Annotated in this window: 18 protein-coding genes and 1 pseudogene; 11 read left to right on the plus strand and 8 right to left on the minus strand. The window is 65.6% G+C overall.

Annotated features, from left to right (window positions below):
• From G5V65_RS09515 to sctX, 3 genes and pseudogenes are all read left to right on the plus strand, one after another.
• A pseudogene (locus G5V65_RS09515) lies at positions 1–2,748 on the plus strand (hypothetical protein); the annotation flags it as partial.
• On the plus strand, positions 2,748–3,356 hold the full coding sequence (locus G5V65_RS09520) for a hypothetical protein (protein ID WP_165049362.1): 609 nt from the start codon (positions 2,748–2,750) through the stop codon (positions 3,354–3,356). The pseudogene G5V65_RS09515 and the gene G5V65_RS09520, both read left to right, overlap by 1 nt.
• A gap of 3 nt (positions 3,357–3,359) precedes the next feature.
• Positions 3,360–3,749, plus strand: a complete 390-nt coding sequence (gene sctX / locus G5V65_RS09525; RefSeq protein WP_165049364.1) for a type III secretion apparatus assembly protein SctX — start codon at positions 3,360–3,362, stop codon at positions 3,747–3,749.
• Between the two features lie 4 nt (positions 3,750–3,753).
• Here sctX and G5V65_RS09530 read toward each other — a convergent pair whose 3' ends face one another.
• Complete coding sequence (locus tag G5V65_RS09530; protein ID WP_165049366.1) at positions 3,754–4,098, minus strand: Hpt domain-containing protein; 345 nt, start codon at positions 4,096–4,098, stop codon at positions 3,754–3,756.
• 207 nt (positions 4,099–4,305) lie between these two features.
• On the opposite strand from G5V65_RS09530, the gene hslU reads away from it, so the two are divergent.
• From hslU to G5V65_RS09545, 3 genes are all read left to right on the plus strand, one after another.
• Positions 4,306–5,604: an ATP-dependent protease ATPase subunit HslU gene (gene hslU / locus G5V65_RS09535; protein ID WP_165049369.1), complete on the plus strand. Its 1,299-nt coding sequence runs from the start codon at positions 4,306–4,308 to the stop codon at positions 5,602–5,604.
• Between the two features lie 70 nt (positions 5,605–5,674).
• On the plus strand, positions 5,675–6,775 hold the full coding sequence (locus tag G5V65_RS09540; RefSeq protein ID WP_165049371.1) for an alpha/beta hydrolase: 1,101 nt from the start codon (positions 5,675–5,677) through the stop codon (positions 6,773–6,775).
• 54 nt (positions 6,776–6,829) lie between these two features.
• The gene (locus tag G5V65_RS09545) at positions 6,830–8,065 is read left to right on the plus strand and encodes an MFS transporter (protein WP_165049373.1); all 1,236 of its coding nucleotides are present in this window, start codon (positions 6,830–6,832) and stop codon (positions 8,063–8,065) included.
• On the opposite strand, the gene G5V65_RS09550 is transcribed toward G5V65_RS09545, so the two are convergent.
• Genes G5V65_RS09550 through G5V65_RS09560 form a run of 3 tightly spaced genes read right to left on the minus strand, consistent with a single transcriptional unit; the run spans position 8,062 to position 10,360 of the window.
• Entirely contained in the window at positions 8,062–8,676 is a 615-nt protein-coding gene (locus G5V65_RS09550; RefSeq protein ID WP_165049375.1) for a Smr/MutS family protein, read from the minus strand. The two genes, G5V65_RS09545 and G5V65_RS09550, sit on opposite strands and share 4 nt — an antisense overlap.
• A complete protein-coding gene (gene mltA, locus G5V65_RS09555) occupies positions 8,676–9,695 on the minus strand; it encodes a murein transglycosylase A (protein ID WP_165049377.1) in 1,020 nt (339 codons plus the stop codon). The genes G5V65_RS09550 and mltA overlap by 1 nt, the downstream gene beginning before the upstream one ends.
• Positions 9,695–10,360, minus strand: coding sequence for a Tim44/TimA family putative adaptor protein (locus tag G5V65_RS09560; RefSeq protein ID WP_165049379.1), 666 nt, complete (start codon positions 10,358–10,360; stop codon positions 9,695–9,697). Before G5V65_RS09560 ends, mltA begins: the two co-directional genes overlap by 1 nt.
• Before the next feature lie 137 nt (positions 10,361–10,497).
• Here G5V65_RS09560 and G5V65_RS09565 point away from each other — a divergent pair, with 137 nt between their 5' ends.
• Entirely contained in the window at positions 10,498–10,977 is a 480-nt protein-coding gene (locus tag G5V65_RS09565) for an FxsA family protein (protein WP_165049381.1), read from the plus strand.
• A 106-nt stretch (positions 10,978–11,083) separates the two neighbouring features.
• Positions 11,084–11,599 (plus strand): protein-export chaperone SecB, encoded by a 516-nt coding sequence (gene secB, locus G5V65_RS09570; RefSeq protein WP_165049383.1) that lies wholly within the window; start codon positions 11,084–11,086, stop codon positions 11,597–11,599.
• Between the two features lie 42 nt (positions 11,600–11,641).
• On the opposite strand, the gene dnaQ is transcribed toward secB, so the two are convergent.
• The 4 genes from dnaQ to G5V65_RS09590 are packed head-to-tail and all read right to left on the minus strand — an operon-like array spanning position 11,642 to position 14,364.
• Positions 11,642–12,349, minus strand: coding sequence for a DNA polymerase III subunit epsilon (gene dnaQ / locus G5V65_RS09575; protein ID WP_165049385.1), 708 nt, complete (start codon positions 12,347–12,349; stop codon positions 11,642–11,644).
• Positions 12,342–12,935 carry a dephospho-CoA kinase gene (gene coaE, locus G5V65_RS09580; protein ID WP_165049386.1) on the minus strand — a complete coding sequence of 198 codons (594 nt, stop codon included), beginning with the start codon at positions 12,933–12,935 and terminating at the stop codon, positions 12,342–12,344. Before coaE ends, dnaQ begins: the two co-directional genes overlap by 8 nt.
• Positions 12,932–13,771, minus strand: a complete 840-nt coding sequence (locus tag G5V65_RS09585) for a shikimate dehydrogenase (RefSeq protein WP_165049388.1) — start codon at positions 13,769–13,771, stop codon at positions 12,932–12,934. The genes coaE and G5V65_RS09585 overlap by 4 nt, the downstream gene beginning before the upstream one ends.
• The gene (locus G5V65_RS09590) at positions 13,768–14,364 is read right to left on the minus strand and encodes a Maf family protein (RefSeq protein ID WP_165049390.1); all 597 of its coding nucleotides are present in this window, start codon (positions 14,362–14,364) and stop codon (positions 13,768–13,770) included. The genes G5V65_RS09585 and G5V65_RS09590 overlap by 4 nt, the downstream gene beginning before the upstream one ends.
• A gap of 429 nt (positions 14,365–14,793) precedes the next feature.
• Here G5V65_RS09590 and G5V65_RS09595 point away from each other — a divergent pair, with 429 nt between their 5' ends.
• The 3 genes from G5V65_RS09595 (at position 14,794) to mnmE (ending at position 17,974) form a co-directional block, all read left to right on the plus strand.
• On the plus strand, positions 14,794–15,243 hold the full coding sequence (locus tag G5V65_RS09595) for a CopD family protein (RefSeq protein WP_165049392.1): 450 nt from the start codon (positions 14,794–14,796) through the stop codon (positions 15,241–15,243).
• A gap of 157 nt (positions 15,244–15,400) precedes the next feature.
• Entirely contained in the window at positions 15,401–16,672 is a 1,272-nt protein-coding gene (gene rho, locus G5V65_RS09600) for a transcription termination factor Rho (protein ID WP_165049394.1), read from the plus strand.
• A gap of 27 nt (positions 16,673–16,699) precedes the next feature.
• Positions 16,700–17,974 (plus strand): tRNA uridine-5-carboxymethylaminomethyl(34) synthesis GTPase MnmE, encoded by a 1,275-nt coding sequence (mnmE, locus tag G5V65_RS09605; protein WP_165049396.1) that lies wholly within the window; start codon positions 16,700–16,702, stop codon positions 17,972–17,974.
• Positions 17,975–17,979 lie beyond the last annotated feature (5 nt).

Raw genomic sequence — 17,979 nt, forward strand, 5'->3', positions numbered from 1 at the left:
CATGACACGAAATCCATAACCAATGGTGGGTCACTTCTCGATGGAAAACCCGGGTCAGCTCTCAGTGCAAATCAACACGATGCCGGACATCTGACGCTGTCGGGCACGGTTCTGGATCCGGTCACGGCAGAGCGGTTGGTGGAAAGCATCCAGACCGGGGTCTTCGGCCTTGCCTCCGTGAAAAGCGATATCCGCACCGCGGATGCCATTCTCGATGATCTGCGCGGCATCGCCGCAGATGCAGGGCTGGCCGATCTGGTGATCTTCCGGCTGGACGGGCTGGTGGTCGAGGCGACTGGCATCGTCCCGCGCGACAAGATGGACAATTGGGTGGGGCTGATCGGGGTCTATTCCCGGCGCTTTGCCAAGGAAATCCCGTTGCGCAGTTTCGTGACGCTGGATCAGCCGGCCGAGGTGGACACCGCCCCCGTGATCATCGGCACCGGCCCGGTTGCAGATGCCGAAACCGGCCGGGTGGTGGCGCCCGAAACGCTGGCCGAACCCAATGAGGTGGATGCCCAGTCGCTGTTTGCCGGGCAGCCAGAGGTAACGCCCGACGCGCCCGCGCCGGTGCAACAGCCCGACAGCCGCCTGTCCGGGCTTTCCGCGGCCCTTGACCGGCTGCAGGACAACCGGCCCGAGCTTCACGATCAGCTTGTCAGCAGGATCGAGCTTGGCGAAACGCCCGAGCCCGCCTTTCTGCAAGAGGTGCTTGAAGCCATCGGCGGAACGATCGAAGCGGCACCGCCCGGTGAAGCGGGCGGCCCGCGCGTCGTGGTCGAAGGTCTGGGATTTGTCGGAACCGTCGAGGGTATCGCGCGCGACCTTGGCCTGATCCTGCGGCAGCGGCAGCAGGCCGCGGCGGCAGCCGCGTCGGAAACCCGCGCACCGGCGGCCCTGCCCGCGCCGCAACCGGCCATCATGGCCGCGCCGCTTCGGATCGACGACCTGCAGGTGGAAACCACGGGCGGCACCGCGCCGGGCGCGGCCCCGGCCGCCTTGACGGTTGCCCCGGGTCAGGATGCTGCGCCGGGTCTTGCCCCCGACAGCGCCGCCGGAACGGCAGCCATGGTTGCGCCCGATGCCCCGATGGCGACAGCGGCTGTCGCCCCGTCCCCGGTGGCGGGATCGACAGCGGATCCCGCACCGCTGGCCGCGCAGGCGGCCCTGCCCGATGCGGCATCAGAACTGGGGGCCGAACCACCCGATGCGGCGGCTGCGCGGGTCATTGCCGTTTCAACGGCGCTTGACCGGCTGCAGGCACGCAGCCCTGCCCTGCATGATCGGATCGTGGCCCTGGTGGATGCGGGAGAGGTGCCGGATACCGCCCTGCTGGCCGAGGCGATCACCGTGCTGGGCGGGTCTGCGCCCGCAGACGGATCGCCAGACGCGCCCGTCACCCTGCCCGAGCTTGGGCCTGTCGGAACGATGGCCGAGCTTTCCTCGACGCTTGCTCCCGCCGTGCAGGCGCGCCGGCAGACGGCTGCCACCACAGTCGCGCCCGGCAGCGTGGACCAGGCGGAACCGCCCGCGCCTCTTGCAGCCCCGCCGGGATCAGCAACCCCGCCGGGATCAGAGGCCGTGCTTCTGGCGCTGGATCGGCTGCAGGAAACCCGGCCTGATCTGCACCAGCGCCTTGTCACCGACATCGCCGAAGGCCGCGCGGCCGATCCGGCCGTTCTGCGCGAAGTCGTCACCCTGATGGCGGGCGGCACGGCCGAGGCCAGCCAGGCGGAAGGTGGGGGCGCGACCGGACCTTCGCAGATCGTGGTCGCCGATCTTGGCCTTTCCGGCTCGATCGACCAGCTTAATCAGACGATCTCGGCCCTGGTCGCGGCGCAATCTGCCAATGCGCCCGCAGCAGCCCCCGATCCGGTCGGCACGGCTGTGCCGGGTTCGGTTGTCAGGATCGTCGATCCGGCCCCGCTTGCGGAACCGGCGGGGGCCGGGCCCGAAGGAACGACGACGATCCAGGCATCCTCGCCGGATGAACAGCCCATCACCCTGCCCCTTTTCGCCCTGCCGCAGGGCGAGATGGTCACGATGCAGCCGATGATCGACGCGGCAAATGCGCTGATCGCCGAAGATTCCTCGGGCGATGCCGGATCGGGAACCCTGTCGCCCAACCTGGTGATGCTGGTCGCCATGCAGAACGAACAGCTTCAATTCGGCAAGACGCTGATGCGCCTGCCACAGCCGCTGACGGCGCTGCCCTATTCCGTCGATCAGCCTGTCTCCTGCTGGCAAGGCGCGCGGCTGACGCCCGGCATGCTGCCGACCGCGCTGCTGCTGCTGGATGCGCTGAGTGTTTCAAGCGACAGCGATGTCACCGGCCTGACGCCCGATGTGCGGGAGGTGGTGATGGAAACCGCGCTTTCCCCTGATCGTGTGAAAGCCTGCCTGAGAGAGACGGGAACCGCCTTCGGGGCGATGGTCGGGGGCAGTTCTACCTTCCTTTCGGAAACCGCGCGCAATCCCGATTTCGTGGAGTTCCTGTTCCGCAACGTGCCTGCGGCGCAATTGCCCCTGGCCGGGGCGAACCTTGCGGGCGAGCGCTATGTCGAACTTGCCGACGGGCGGAAGCTGGGCGAAGGGGCGGCCCCCGATATCACAAGCCGCATCATGTCCATCGGGGATCTGGGGATCCTGCTGCGCACGGCCGAAGGAACGCGCATTCAGCTTTACGGCAGCACTCTTGGCTGGCGGGTCGCCGATACATGCGGCCCGGAAGATTGCGGGATGAATTGATGAGGCGGTCAGGGCAACTGAGCGGCGCAACCGTCGCGCTGGAGCTTCTCCCCCGAGAGATCGGGGAGGCGGGGCAAGGCCCCCTTGTGGCCCTGCTTTGCGAAGGGCCGGACATGGGCGCCATCTGCCCGGATGCCGGGTTTGCGGGTCCGCCTTCCGCCCTGTTCCTTGTGGCAGGCGAGAACAGCCTTGCGCTGTCGACCCTCCTTCCCTTTGCCGAGATGCCCCCGGAGGGGGCCTGTCTGCCCGCCACCGGCGAGGATGACCTTGCCTCTGGCAACCCGCGGGCGGCGCTGGGCAACATGATCGCCGCGCTGATCGCCAGCAAGGGCGCCGACCTGCGGGCGCTCTACCGGCTGAGCCTTGTGCTGGCGATGCTGATCCGGAACCGCGAGGCGCATGCGACCCTGTCGCTGCTGGATGTGCGATCCATGGGCCATCCGGCCTTCCTTGCCCTGCGCGGCTATCTCGCCCTGCAGACGGGCGAGGTGGATACGGGCCGCCGGTTCCTGGCCTCGGCCGCGCTTGCATCGCGCGGATCGCCTGCGAACCGGGGCATCCTGCATTTCACGCAGCATGTCCTGCTGGTGCATCAGTTCAATGGCTGAGTGATGCGAAGCGGGCGGGTCGGGCCACTCAATACCGGGCTGTCGGATATCCGGCATTGGCGGGAAAGCGACGAGGTTCATCTTCCCGTCGGCCAGACGGTGCGGATTCCCTTTCTTCCCGAACAGCGCCCGCTGGATGCGATCCTGCGCCGCGAAACGCTTGAGGAACGGCTGGTCAGTTTCATCGTTCCCGAACGGATATCCCCCGAACTGGGTGAGCCGGGCGCAATCGCGCGGGCGCGCGAGGACGTGCATGCGCAGTTTCAGCGCTTTGCAGAGATCTCCCCCGGCGCGGCAGGGCAGGCGTTGAAGGCTGCGGCGGATGTTCTGGCGCGGGAATCGGTGCTGGATGACGAAATCCGCACGGCCCTGGCCGCGCTGCTCAGGGCGTGACGCGTCAGAGCGGGCCGAGAAGCCCATCCAGCGCCGCGCGGGTGGCCTCCAGGCGATCTGGCAGACCGGAAACAAGCGCGGGCAGATCGGCCGCCGCGCCGGGGCCCCGGGCGGCATTCTCGATATCCTTCAGCGCGGCATGCAGATCCTTCGCCCCGACCGAGGCCGCCGAACCCGCGGCGCGATGCGCCGTCGTGGCCAGCGTGGCGTAATCCTGCGACTGGAACAGCGCGGCCAGGGACTGATGCGTATCGGCCACCTCGGCCAGCATCCGCCCCAGAAAGCTGCGCAGCATGTCATCGCCCAGGGTTTCGCGAACCTCCTCGATCACCGAAGTATTCAAGAGCATCGCGATTCTCCTTGCGCGTGTGCGCCTTTGCTGCCTGTTTTTTTTCATGGTGTAACCCTGTTCCTTCGTCTGTGTCCTGCCCGGGCGGATGGCATCGGCGAAACCGCGCCACCCCGCCGCCCGCGCAGCCGGACCCTTGGCCTTGGCGTCGGCAGGGGCTACATCGGACAGGCAGCGCTAGGCGCAGGCAGAACGAAGGATCGGCCCATGACCAACCTCACCCCGCGCGAGATCGTCTCGGAGCTTGACCGGTTCATCATCGGGCAACGCGATGCCAAGCGCGCGGTTGCCGTGGCGCTGCGCAACCGCTGGCGGCGCAAGCAGCTGGGCGATGACCTGCGGGACGAGGTCTATCCGAAGAACATCCTGATGATCGGCCCCACCGGCGTGGGCAAGACCGAGATCAGCCGCCGGCTGGCCAAACTGGCCCGCGCGCCCTTTCTGAAGGTCGAGGCGACGAAGTTCACCGAGGTGGGCTATGTCGGCCGCGATGTGGACAGCATCATCCGCGATCTGGTGGATGCGGCGATGGTGGAAACCCGCGCCCGGATGCGCGACGACGTGAAGGCCCGCGCCCGCAAGGCGGCCGAGGAACGCGTGATCGACGCGCTGGCCGGCAAGGAGGCGCGCGATCAGACGCGCGAGATGTTCCGCGGCAAGCTGAAGCGCGGAGAGCTTGACCAGACCATGATCGAGCTTGAGGTGCAGGATACCGCCATGCCGATGGGCATGTTCCCCGGCGGCAACGGGATGGAAATGCAGATGCAGGGCCTGCAGGACCTGTTCAAGGCCTTTGGCGGGCGCAGCACGCGCAAGAAGATGACGGTGGCCGACAGCTATGAGGTTCTGATCGGACAAGAGGCCGACAAGCTTCTGGATGACGAGGCGGTGAAGGCCGCCGCGCTGGAGGCCGTGCAGGAGAACGGCATCGTCTTTCTGGACGAGATCGACAAGATCTGCGCCCGCGCCGATGCCCGCGGCGCCGATGTCAGCCGCGAAGGCGTGCAGCGCGATCTGCTGCCTCTGATCGAAGGCACCACCGTTTCCACCAAATACGGCCCGGTGAAGACCGACCATATCCTGTTCATCGCCAGCGGGGCCTTCCACATCGCCAAACCGTCGGACCTGCTGCCCGAATTGCAGGGCCGTCTGCCCATCCGGGTAGAGTTGCAGCCGCTGACCGAAGGCGATTTCGTGCGCATCCTGACGGAAACCGACAACGCCCTGACGCGGCAGTATTCCGCGCTGATGGCCACCGAAGAGGTGGCGGTCAGCTTTACCGGGGATGGCATCGCCGCCCTTGCCCGCATCGCGGCCGAGGTGAATGGCAGCGTGGAAAACATCGGGGCGCGGCGGCTTTATACTATCATGGAACGGGTCTTCGAGGAGCTGTCCTTCACCGCGCCTGACCGGTCGGGCGAGGCGGTTGTCGTGGATGCGGCTTTCGTGGAAACCAATGTGGGCAAGCTGGCCCGATCGGCGGATATCTCCCGCTACGTTCTGTGACGGGAGGCGCGGGCTTGACCAGCCCGCACTTCGCCGCGATCAGGGATGCCAGATGTGAAGGACCGGACCCTTGCGCCCCATCGCCCTGCTGATCCTGTCGATCGCCCTTGCCGCCTGCACGCCGCGCGGGGCGATGGTCGTGGTGCCCCCCGAAACGGCCGAGGGGCCGATTTCCACCGTCTTTGTTGGCACGACACGCGGCCTGCAGGGAACGGGCGTCTTTGGAACCGAACGGTCGGAAGAGATGCGTTTCGCGCGCTATGACGTGGCCATCCCGCCCCAGCGCGAAGTGGGCGAGATCCGCTATGCCAAGCCGCGCCGCCCCAATGTCAGCACGGATTTCGTCACCACCGACCAGCGCATCTATGCCGCCGATGCCGATTTCCGCGGCGATCTGGGCAAGGCGCTTGCCGCCAATGGGCGCGAGGCGGTGATCTTCGTGCATGGCTTCAACAACACCTTCACCGAGGGCCTTTATCGCATCGCCCAGCTTCACCACGATCTGGAGATCCCGGGCGTGGCGCTGCATTATTCCTGGCCCTCGGCGGCGGAACCGCTGGGCTATGTCTATGATCGCGATTCCATCATGTTCGCCCGTGAAGGGCTTGAGGAACTGATCCGCGAGGCCAGGGCCGCCGGGGCGACGCGCATCACGCTGGTGGCGCATTCGATGGGAAGCTTCCTGTCGATGGAGGCGCTGCGCGACATCGCCCTGCGCGACGGGCGGATCATGCCCGAGTTGCGCGGCGTCATCCTGATTTCGCCCGATATCGACGTCGAGGTGTTCCGCATGCAGGCGCGCGACATCGGCACCCTGCCGCAACCCTTTGTCATCTTTGGATCCGACCGCGACCGCGTGTTGCGGCTTTCGGCGCTGATCACCGGGCAGCGCGGGCGGCTTGGATCGCTGGACAGTGTGGACCGGCTTTCGGATCTTGAGGTGACCTATCTGGATGTCGGGGCCTTTTCCAGCGGATCGGGGCATTTCGTGCCCGGCACCTCGCCTGCGCTGATCAGGTTGCTGGGCCGGATCAGCGATGTCGATCAGGCCTTCGGCAATGATGCCGCCGGGCGCGCGGGGCTTTTGCCCGGAGTGATCCTGACGGCGCGCAGCGCGACGCGCGTGATCCTGACCCCGGTCGCCGAGATCACGGGTGACAGCCTGAACTGATCCTGTCGCAAACAGGATGGGCCGCGCGGGCAAAGCGTGACATGACAGGGCATCATGCCCTTTCTTTCCTTCCTTCGCGCCAATGCCCCCTTTCTTTTCGCGGGCTTCCTTCTGTCCTTCCTGTCGGGCTTCGGGCAGACCTATTTCATTTCCGTCTTTGCCGCCGAAATCCGCGCGCTGAACGGGCTGGGCCATGGCGAATGGGGCGCGCTTTATGCCGCCTGCACCATGGCATCGGCCTTTGTCATGCTGTGGTCGGGCGCGCTGACCGACCGCTTCCGTGTGCGCCACCTTGGCAGCGCGGTGCTGGCACTGCTGGCGCTGGCCTGCCTTCTGATGGCGACCGGCCCCACCGGATGGCTTTTGCCGCTGGGCATCTTTGCGCTGCGCCTGTTCGGGCAAGGCATGGTGGTGCAGACGGCGGGCGTCGCCATGGCGCGGTGGTTCGTCGCATCACGCGGGCGGGCGCTGGCGGTGGCGGCGCTGGGCTTTTCGGTGGGCGAGGTGGTGATGCCACTGGGTTTTGTCTGGCTGAAATCCCTGCTGCACTGGCAAGGCCTGTGGCTGGTGGCCGCGCTGATCATCGCCGCCAGCCTGCCGGTGATCTGGCGGTTGCTGCGGCTGGAGCGCACGCCGCAATCCATCGCGGCCGAGAATGACGCCCCCGGCATGGGCAACCGCCACTGGACACGTGGCCAGATGCTGCGCCATCCGCTGTTCTGGTGCGTGCTGCCCGCGCTGATCGGGCCGCCCTGCTTCATCACCGCCTTCTTCTTCCAGCAGGTCCATCTGGCCGAGGTGAAGGGCTGGTCGCATCTGGGCCTTGTCGCCACCTTTCCGGCCTATACCGCCGCCTCTGTCACCGCGATGTTCGCGGGGGGATGGGCGCTGGATCGCTGGGGAACGGCGCGGCTGATGCCGGTCTATGTGCTGCCGCTGGGGCTGTTCTTCATGCTGTTTCCGATGATCGACAGCCTGTCGCTGGCGGCACCTGCCATGCTGATCATGGGGCTGACTTCGGGCGCGCAGACGACGATCCCCATGGCCTTCTGGGCAGAGTTCTACGGCACCCGCCATCTGGGCGCCATCCGGGCCACCGTGGCATCGGCCATGGTGCTGGCCACGGCCATCGGGCCTGCGCTTTCCGGCCTGCTGATCGACCGGGGCCACAGCCTGCCCGACCAGATGCCCGCCTATGCCGGCTGGTTCGTGCTGGCGGCGGCGCTGCTGTTCTGGCGCATCCGCAGCGACCGGGCCGCCCTGCCCGCCCGCAGGCAGGCCCGCGCCTAGCGGCGGCGCAGATAGACGTAATAGGCCCCCGCGCCGCCATGCTTCAGATGCGCCTCGGTCACCTGCAGCACGGCAGGGCCAAGCGGCGGCAGGCGCAGCCATTGCGGCACCTGATGGCGCAGCGCCCCCATGCGCTGCGGGATCGGGCCGATATCTTCGCCCCGCTTGCCCTTGCCTGTGATCACAAGCACCAGCCGCAGCCCCGCCGCCTGCGCGTTCAGGACAAAGCGGATCAATTCGGGGTGCGCCTCAGCCAGGGTCATGCCGTGCAGGTCGATCCGCGCCTCGGGGGCCAGCTTGCCGCGGATCATCCGCCCATGCTGGCGGGCATCCATCTGCAACGGCGCCTCGCGCAGCGATTCCGCCAGCGAGGGCTGCAGGTCATGCCCCTTGGCCGGGCGGGCCTTCTGGCCCAGGCGAAAGGGTTCCAGCCAGGATTTCGGGATATCTGCCTGCTGCGGCTTCGGATCAGGAACCGGGGGGTGGGGATGGGCCGCGCCGTCGATCCGGGAAAGATAGCCTTTCGTCTTTGGATGCAGGGGCCGCGCGCTGCGGGCGACGATCTGCCAAAGCTCCTCTTCCTCGGGGCGCAGGGTGCGGCGGCGGCTCATCACATGCCATCCGGCAGCATCGCATAGGCGCGGTCGATGGGCAGAAGCACCACCATCCGCCCGCCATCCTTGACCGTGCCCGCCGCATCGCCCGCCGCGGGGCCGGTGCCGTAGAAGATATCCGCCCGCTGCGGGCCCTTGATCGCGCCCCCGGTATCCTGCGCGACCATCAGGCTGCGGATCGGCTTTGCCCCGTCCTTTTCCACCCAGACCGGCGCGCCAAGCGGCGTGTAATCGGGATCAATCGCCACCGACCGGAAGGCGGTGATCGACCGGGCCATCGCCCCGATCGGCCCCTTTTCGGCGGGCACGTCGCTGACCGTGCGAAAGAACACGTAGGACGGGTTGATGTTCAAAAGCTCGGCCCCCGCCTGATTGCGGACATGGGCCGCGATTTCCTGTGCGGAAACCTGATCCATGCTGTGGGTGCCGCGGCGCACCATTTCCTGCCCGACGGAACGATAGGCATGCCCGTTCCGCCCGGCATAGCCCACCCGCATCACCCGCCCGTCGGGCATGCGGATGCGCCCCGATCCCTGCACCTGCAGGAAATAGACATCCACCGGATCATCCAGCCAGGCCAGTTCCAGCCCGCGCCCGCGCAGGGCGCCCGCCTCGATCTGGGCGCGGGTCAGATAGACCTGTCCATCCTGCAATTCCGGCGGGCGGCGATAGATCGGCCAGGCAAAGCGCGGCGTGCGGACGGGCGAACCGGCCAGTTCGGGTTCGTAATATCCGGTGAACAGCGCGGGCGGTTCCCCGATGACGACAGGGCGGAAGAACAGCTCGAAGAACTGCCGCGCCCCTTCGGCGCTGTCGCCCGCATCGGCGGCCAGACGGCAGAGCGGCACCCAATCGGCATCTTCCAGAAGATCGCAGGTTTCGCGGAAACTGGTCAGGGCCGCCCGATGGTCATCGGTGGCCCAGCCGTCCAGATCGGCAAAACGCAGGATTTCGGCACGCAGCGGCACGGTCGTCATGGCGACCGACAGCATAGCCGCTGCGACAGCGAAACGCATCAGTCTCCGGTGGCGACAAGGTGCCAGTTGGGATCGGAGGATCCCATCTTGCGGGCAAAGGTCCAGACATCGCGCTGACGCTTGATCTCGGTCGGGCTGCCTTCGACAACGGTGCCGGTGGCATCGCGGACGACCGAGGTCAGCTCTCCCACGAAACGCACGGCAACCTCGGCCTCGCGCGTGTCGCGGTTGAAGCTGGCGTCATGCAACGCCATTTCCCGCAGGCCGACGAAATTCGCCTCCACCGTAAGCCCCTGCGCCTCGCGCGCCTTGATCGCCTCGTCGAAGGTTTCGGCGACTTCGGGCGACAGGAAGGCGCGGACACGGTCCATCTCGCCCTTTTCATAGGCCATCAGGATCATCTCATAGGCCCCGCGCGCACCCGACAGGAAATCGGATACGCTGAATCCCGGTTCGGCCATCTTCATCCCGGCCAGCGCCTTGGCGGCATCGGACCCGTCGGCGACGTGATCGGTGATGTCGCGATCCGGACCGCCTTCGATCACCTCGAAATCGCGGCGCGGCTTGCCTGCGGGGCGGACGTCATCCAGCGGGATGGGCGGCTTTTCAAAGCCTTCCCGCGTTCCAAGGACGGAACGCAGCTTCAGGATCAGGAAAACGGCGATCCCGGCCAGAACAAGAAGCTGGATCAGGGAAGAACTCATCGGAACCTCGGCTATGCGATGCCGTGCGTCGGCAGGGCCATTGGGGTTGGTAACTTGGCAGTTGCGACCTTATGTAGGGATCATGGCCACGCCTGTCCATGGCACGGCTTTGTGATTTGGCACGAAGGATTGCCCAAATGCCTGTTTTCGCCCTGCTTCTGGCTTGGCCGCTGATCGAGATCGCGCTTTTCGTCACCATCGGCGGCGCGATCGGGCTGTGGCTGACGCTGCTGGTGGTCATCGGAACCGGCATCCTGGGCGTGGCGCTGTTGCAGCGTCAGGGCCTGCGCAGCACCGAACGCTTGCGCGCGCAGATGGGCCAGATGCGCGATCCGCTGGGCGTGGCAGGCGATGGCGCGCTGCGGGCGCTGGCGGGGATCCTGCTGATCCTGCCGGGTTTTCTGACGGATATCCTTGGCGCGCTGTTGCTGCTGCCCCCGCTGCGGGCGCTGCTTGTGGCACAACTGACCCGGCGCTTTGGCGTGGTGTCGATGCGATCGGACAACCCCGCCCGCCGCAGCGACGGCATCGTGATCGACGGCGAATTCGTCGAGGTCGAGGCAGAGCCGCTTCCCCGCACGGATGGCGGGCGTCCATCGGGCTGGACCCGGGATTGACCCGCGCCTTTGGCGGGACCGCCGCCGCGGACGGGCAGGCATTGAGGCATCCGGGCCTTCCTGCTAGGAACGACGGCAACCCGTGGTTCGATAGGGAGTGACAGGGATGACAGACGAAAACACCGCGGCGGCAGCAGATGGCGCGCAGCCCGCGCAACCGCAACTGCGCATGCAGGTTCTGGCCCAGTTCATCCGCGACATGTCGTTCGAGAACATGGTGGCCAAGAAGGGCATCTCTGCATCGGATGTGCAGCCCGACATTCAGGTTGCCGTCAGCCTTGATGCGCGCAAGCGGCCGGTGGATCACCAGTATGACGTGATATCGAAATATCGCTGCACGTCGAAGAACAAGACGAATGGCGAAACGCTGTTCCTGCTGGAAGTGGAATATGGCGCGATCTTCCATGTCGAAGGTGTGCCGGAAGAGCAGTTGCATCCCTTCCTGCTGATCGAGTGTCCGCGTCTGGTCTTCCCCTTCGTGCGGCGCATCATTTCCGATGTCACCCGCGATGGCGGCTTCCCGCCGCTGAACATCGACACGGTGGATTTCGTGGCGCTGTATCGCCAGGAACTGGCACGGCGCGCGCAAGCGGCCCAGGCGCAGACGACGCCCGTCAACTGATCGCGTCGAAAGACCGCCGGGAAAAGGGAAAGGCGCGCCTGATCAGGCGCGCTTTTTCCATATCGCCGCATCGCCAAGCTTTGCCACAAAGGCGGCATGGGCCTCGGCCTCGTCAGGGGTGATGCGGGGGGGCAGGGGCGTGGGACGGGGACGGGGGCGCCAGATATCAGCCGCTCCACCGGATGCCTGGCCGGGGCGTGCCTGGCCGCCCGGGCCGCCCGCCAGCCCGAAATCGGGTTGCCGCCCGCCCACCAGTTCCAGATAGACCTCGGCCAGGATTTCGCTGTCGAGCAGCGCGCCATGCTTTTCCCGCGCCGAGTTGTCCACGCCAAAACGGCGGCACAGCGCATCGAGAGAGGCAGGCGATCCCGGAAAGCGCTGGCGCGCGATGGCCAGCGTATCCAGCGCGCGTTCCCATGGCAGGCCGGGCAGCCCCGCCCATTCCAGTTCGGCGTTCAGGAACTTCATGTCGAAGGCAGCATTGTGGATGACCAGCTTCGCATCGCCGATGAAATCGAGGAAAGCCTGCCCGATCACCTTGAAGACCGGCTTGTCGCGCAGGAAATCATCGCCCAGGCCATGCACCTCGAACGCTTCTTTCGGCATGCTGCGTTCCGGGTTGATGTATTGGTGATAGGTGCGCCCGGTGGGCAGGTGGTTGAACAGCTCCACCGCGCCGATTTCCACGATGCGATGGCCTTCCGAAGGTTCGAAACCGGTGGTTTCGGTATCCAGAACGATCTCACGCATGGGCGGCCTTCCGTATATGGGCGATCAGCGCGCGCACGGCGGCGCGGGCGCTTTCGGGATCGAGGGTTTCGATGATATGCGTCGCCCGCGCACGCTTTTCGGCATCGGGCATCTGCCGGGCAAGGATCGCGTTGAACTGCGCTTCGGTCATGCCGGGGCGGGCCATGACACGGGCGCGCTGCACTTCGGGCGGGGCGGTGACAAGAAGCGTGGCGTCCATCTCGGACTCGGACCCTTTTTCGAACAGAAGCGGGATATCCAGAACCACGATATCGGCCCTGGCCGCCTGCAGGAAGGCCGCGCGGTCGGCTGCGACAAGCGGATGCACGACCGCCTCGATCCGGGCCAAAGCGCCGGGATCGGCGGCGATCCAGTCCTTCAGCGCGGCCCGGTCGATCCCGCCATCCCGCAGGGCAGCGGGGCAAAGCGCGGCCAGCGGGGCCACCGCCGCACCACCCGGCGCATAAAGCCGATGCACGGCTGCATCGGCATCCCAGACGGGAATGCCTTCGTCGCGGAACAGGGCGGCGGTTGTCGATTTGCCCATGCCGATGGATCCGGTCAGGCCAAGGCGGAACGCGCTCATGCGCTGAGGACCGCCGCGCGCGTGGCGTCATCCACATCCGGGCGCTGGCCGAACCAACGCTCAAATCCCGGCGCGGCCTGATGCAGCAGCATGCCAAGGCCATCGACCACGGTCGCCCCGCGCTCTTCCGCCTCGATCAGGAACTGGGTCTTGAGGGGGGTATAGACCAGATCCGTCACCAGCGCCTGCGGCGAGAGAGAGCCGAGCGGCAAGACCAGATCGGGCTTGCCCGTCATCCCGAGCGAGGTGGTGTTCACCACCGTTGCCGCGCCGTCGATCATGGCATCGGCCTGCACCCATTCCTGGACATGGATCTTCGCCCCGAAATCCGAGCGCAGCGCATCGGCCCGGGCGCGGGTGCGGTTGGCAAGGCGGATCTCGGGGACGCCCACCTCGATCAGGGCGGCGATCACGGCCCGCGCCGCGCCTCCCGCCCCGAACACCGCCGCAGGCCCGGCGGAGGGCAGCCAATGCGGCGCATGCTGGCGCAGGTTCGCGATGAAGCCCGCACCATCGGTATTGTCGGCCTGGATCTTGCCATCCTTGCGAAAGATCAGCGTATTCGCCGCCCCGATCAGCGCGGCGCGGTCGCTGATCACATCGGCGATGTTCAGCACGGCCTCCTTGTGGGGGATGGTGACATTGGCCCCGACAAAACCCATCCGCGGCATCATCCGCAGCGCCGATTCCAGATCGGCCTGGGCCAGATCCATGGGGATGTAGAAGCCCTTGATCCCATAGCGCCGCAGCCAGTAGCCATGCAGCGCAGGCGACCGGCTATGGGCGACGGGCGATCCGATGACGGCGACAAGCGGAATGCGGGGATGATCGGTCATGCCGCGATAAGACCCCTTTGCCCGAGATAGTTCAACAGTGGCAGAAGCGGCAGACCAAGGACCGAGAAGTAATCCCCCTCGACCTGCGCGAACAGCCGCGCGCCTTCGCCTTCAAGCTGATAGGCGCCCACGCAATGGCGGACCTCGTCCCAGTTTCGGGTGATGTAATCGTCAAGATAGGCGTCGGAAAACGCGCGCATCGTCAGCCTGACCTCCCCCATATGCCGCCAGACGGGCCTTGCGGATTCATATAGCACGACCGCGGAAAACAGCCTGTGTGTCCGGCCACGAAGCGCCGTCAACTGTGCCCGCGCTGCATCAGGGGTTTCCGGCTTGGCAAAGACCCGGCCTTCGAAATCCAGCACCTGATCGCAGCCGATCACCACCGCGGCGGGGTTGCGTTCCGCAAGCTTGCGGGCCTTCATCTCGGCCAGGGTATCGGCGACATCGCGGGGTTTCGCGCCCTCTGCCTCCAGCGCGGTGCGGATCGTCTCTTCATCCACGCGGGCGGGGATGGCCTGAACCGGGATACCGGCATTGGCCAGAAGCTGTTGGCGGATGGCAGAGGCGGAAGCTAGGATCAGTGGCGGCATGGCGCGTTCCCTGAGGGTGAAGCTGTGGACAATCCGGTTTTGTTCCTGCGGTGGCTTTGTGGCCTGTTGCGATGCCCGAGGCAAAGGGCGCGCGCTGCGGGGATAGATCGGCCAGATGGGGCGATTTGTCCACCTGTGGGCGGGCAGATACCCTTTGTGGGGACAGCGCGACTGTCCCGCAGCCCGCGATCGGCGACATGTGGATTAAAAACCCGGTGGTTCCATCATAAATAATTGAATAATAACAATTTCTACGAATGCCGTGGCGGTGTTTCACGGTTCTCCACAGGCTTTCCACGGGCTGCGCGCTGTGGATGGAATGCGGGATGATTGCGGCAATCCGGTTTTCCACAGGGCCTTCATCATCATTCTCTCTTTTCTTTCTTATTGATAAGAAGAAGAGGCAAAGAGGCAGGCAAAGGCGTTGTCATGGGTGATTTCCTGGCGGATTGGTATCTCTGGACAAAGGCTTTGCATGTCGTTTCGGTGATTTCCTGGATGGCGGGCCTGTTCTATCTGCCCCGGCTTTTCGTCTATCACGTCGAGGTGGTCGGATCCGGCACGCCGACAAGCGAGCTGTTCCAGACGATGGAGCGCCGCCTGCTAAGGGCGATCATGACGCCTGCGATGGTGGCGACATGGATCTTCGGCCTTGCGCTGGTCTTCACGCCCGGGATCGTCGACTGGTCGGTGATCTGGCCCTGGACAAAGGCGGCGGCCGTGCTGGGGATGACGTGGTTTCACCACTGGCTTGGCCTGCGGCGCAAGGATTTCATGGCGGATCGCAACAGCCTGAGCGGGCGGCACTACCGCATGATGAACGAGGTGCCGACGATCCTGATGCTGGTGATCGTGTTTTCGGTGATCCTGAAGTTCTGATCCGCCACGGCTGGCGCGGAAGGCGCGGAAGGCGCAAGATTGACTTTCCGCCCCACGGCGCGTATCTGCCGCGATGCAGGGCCGTCCGGCCCAAGGCATTTCCCGTTTCCAAACTGGCGAACCCGCGCATCGACGCGGCGCCTCAGGACATATCCGCATGACAACCGAACGGCTGAACCTTTCCGATCTCAAGGCCAAGACCCCGGCCGACCTGCTGGCCATGGCCGAGGAATGGGAGATCGAGAACGCCCCCTCCATGCGGAAGGGCGAGATGATGTTCCAGATCCTTAAGGAACATGCCGAGGAAGGATTCGAGATCGGCGGCGATGGCGTGCTGGAGGTGCTGCAGGATGGCTTTGGCTTTCTGCGCAGCCCCGAGGCGAACTATCTGCCCGGCCCGGACGATATCTATGTCAGCCCCGAGATGATCCGCCAGTTTTCGCTGCGTACCGGGGATTCCATCGAAGGCGTGATCCAGGCCCCACGCGAGAATGAGCGCTATTTCAGCCTTGTGAAGGCGACGAAGATCAACTTCGACGATCCCGAACGCGCGCGCCACAAGGTGCATTTCGACAACCTGACGCCGCTTTACCCCGATGAGCGCCTGAAGATGGAGATCGAGGATCCCACGATCCGCGACCGTTCGGCCCGGATCATTGATCTGGTCTGTCCCATCGGCAAGGGCCAGCGCGCGCTGATCGTGGCGCCGCCGCGCACCGGCAAGACGGTGCTTTTGCAGAATATCGCCCATTCCATCGCGACCAACCACCCGGAATGCTATCTGATCGTCCTGCTGATCGACGAACGCCCCGAGGAAGTGACCGACATGCAGCGTTCGGTGAAGGGCGAGGTTGTCTCTTCGACCTTTGACGAACCGGCGACGCGGCATGTGGCCGTGGCGGAAATGGTGATCGAAAAGGCCAAGCGCCTTGTGGAACACAAGCGGGATGTGGTGATCCTGCTGGATTCGATCACCCGCCTGGGCCGGGCCTTCAACACGGTTGTGCCGTCTTCGGGCAAGGTTCTGACCGGCGGCGTGGATGCCAATGCCTTGCAGCGGCCGAAGCGGTTCTTTGGTGCGGCGCGCAATATCGAAGAGGGCGGATCGCTGACCATCATCGCGACTGCGCTGATTGATACGGGCAGCCGGATGGACGAAGTGATCTTCGAAGAGTTCAAGGGCACCGGCAACAGCGAGATCGTTCTGGATCGCAAGGTGGCCGACAAGCGCGTCTTCCCGGCGATCGACATCCTGAAATCCGGCACCAGGAAAGAGGATCTGCTGGTCGACAAGATTGATCTGCAGAAGACCTATGTCCTGCGCCGCATCCTGAACCCGATGGGAACGACCGACGCCATCGAGTTCTTGCTGTCGAAGCTGAAGCAGACCAAGACGAATTCGGAGTTCTTCGATTCCATGAACACTTAAGTGTTCTGAATCAAAGGGTTAACGACAATGAACACGATCTATGCCTTGGCCAGCGCACGCGGCAAGGCCGGGGTGGCGGTATTGCGCCTGTCCGGACCGGGATCGCATGCGGCAGTGGCCGGGCTGTGTGGCCCCTTGCCGGAGCCCCGTCGCGCCAGCCTGCGGCGGCTGGTGAAGGATGGGGTGGAACTGGATCAGGCGCTGGTGATCCTGTTCCCCGAAGGTGAGAGCTTTACGGGTGAGGCCGCCGCCGAATTGCACTTGCATGGGTCGCTTGCCGTTGTGCAGGCCGTGATGCAGGCACTGGCGGGCGAACATGGGCTGCGGCTGGCTGAACCGGGCGAATTCACCCGGCGCGCGTTGGAAAACGGCAAACTGGACCTGGCCCAGGTGGAGGGTCTTGCCGACCTGATCGAGGCCGAGACCGAGGCACAGCGGCGGCAGGCGTTACGGGTTCTGTCTGGTGCCATCGGGCGCAGGGCGGAGGAATGGCGCGAGAAGCTGATCCGCGCGGCGGCGTTGATCGAGGCAACCATCGATTTTGCCGATGAAGATGTGCCTGTCGATGTCGCGCCGGAGGTTCTGGCGCTGGGCCATGCCGTGCTGGCTGATCTGCGGCGCGAGGCGCTGGGGGGACGGGCGGCAGAGCGTATCCGTGACGGCTTTGAAGTGGCGATCATCGGTGCGCCGAATGCGGGGAAGTCGACGCTTCTGAATGCGCTGGCGGGGCGCGAGGCGGCCATCACATCCGAGATTGCCGGAACGACGCGGGACGTGATCGAGGTGCGGATGGATATCCGCGGCCTTGCGGTGACCTTGCTGGATACGGCGGGCCTTCGGGAAACCGAGGATCAGGTGGAGCGGATCGGGATCGACCGGGCGCTTTCCCGCGCGCGGATGGCCGATCTGCGGGTTTTCCTGATCAGTGACGAGGCACTGCCGGGGATCGAGCCGGAGGACGGGGATATCCTGATCCGTGGCAAGGCGGATCTGGGCGGCGGCGGTGTATCCGGCAAGACCGGGCAGGGGATTGCGGAATTGATCGAGGAGATCGGCACCCGCCTGCTGGAGCGGAGCGCTAGCGCCGGCGTGATTACGCGGGAACGCCACAGGCTGGCGATAGAACGTGCGATCGAGGCTATGGAATCAGCGATGTCTGAGGTAGAGAAGGGCACCGCGCGGGCTGAACTGGCCGCGGCGGAGTTGCGCATCGCGCTGAGGGCGCTGGAGGCGCTGGTCGGACGGGTGGATGTGGAAAACTTGCTGGATGAGATATTCTCCAGCTTCTGTATCGGGAAGTGAGGGTT

Origin of the sequence: Paragemmobacter kunshanensis, from assembly GCF_011059185.1 — a bacterium.
GTDB lineage: Bacteria > Pseudomonadota > Alphaproteobacteria > Rhodobacterales > Rhodobacteraceae > Paragemmobacter > Paragemmobacter kunshanensis.